This is a genomic window from Pseudoneobacillus rhizolycopersici, from assembly GCF_054786815.1.
The window spans coordinates 1-257 of record NZ_JBTOOE010000155.1 but is presented as its reverse complement, the minus strand read 5'-3'; the positions used below and the strand labels follow the sequence as shown (position 1 = coordinate 257).

Annotated in this window: 1 protein-coding gene; it reads left to right on the top strand. The window is 51.8% G+C overall.

Annotation, left to right across the window (positions count from 1 at the left end; all coding sequences use genetic code 11):
• The coding region (locus tag ACX9YW_RS23225) for a DUF885 family protein (protein WP_460351115.1) at window positions 1–257 on the top strand (257 nt) is incomplete at both ends.

The following is a 257-nucleotide window of genomic DNA, read 5'->3' as shown; positions in this document are numbered from 1 at the left end:
ATCCCCGCCTATGAACTTCTGATTGACACCCTGACCGAGCTGAAAAGTACAGCACTTTATAATGGCGGTGTCTGCTCCCTGCCGGACGGGGCAGAATACTTTGAGGAACTTGTGCGCTACCAGACAGGTTCATCCAAAACAATCAAGCAGATGCAAAAACGCCTTACCACCGCAGTGCAGAGTTCCTTAGTTTCCATGAGTGCGGCTCAGTTCTCCGACACGGAACTTTTTGACCGTTACGGGGCACTCACCTACCC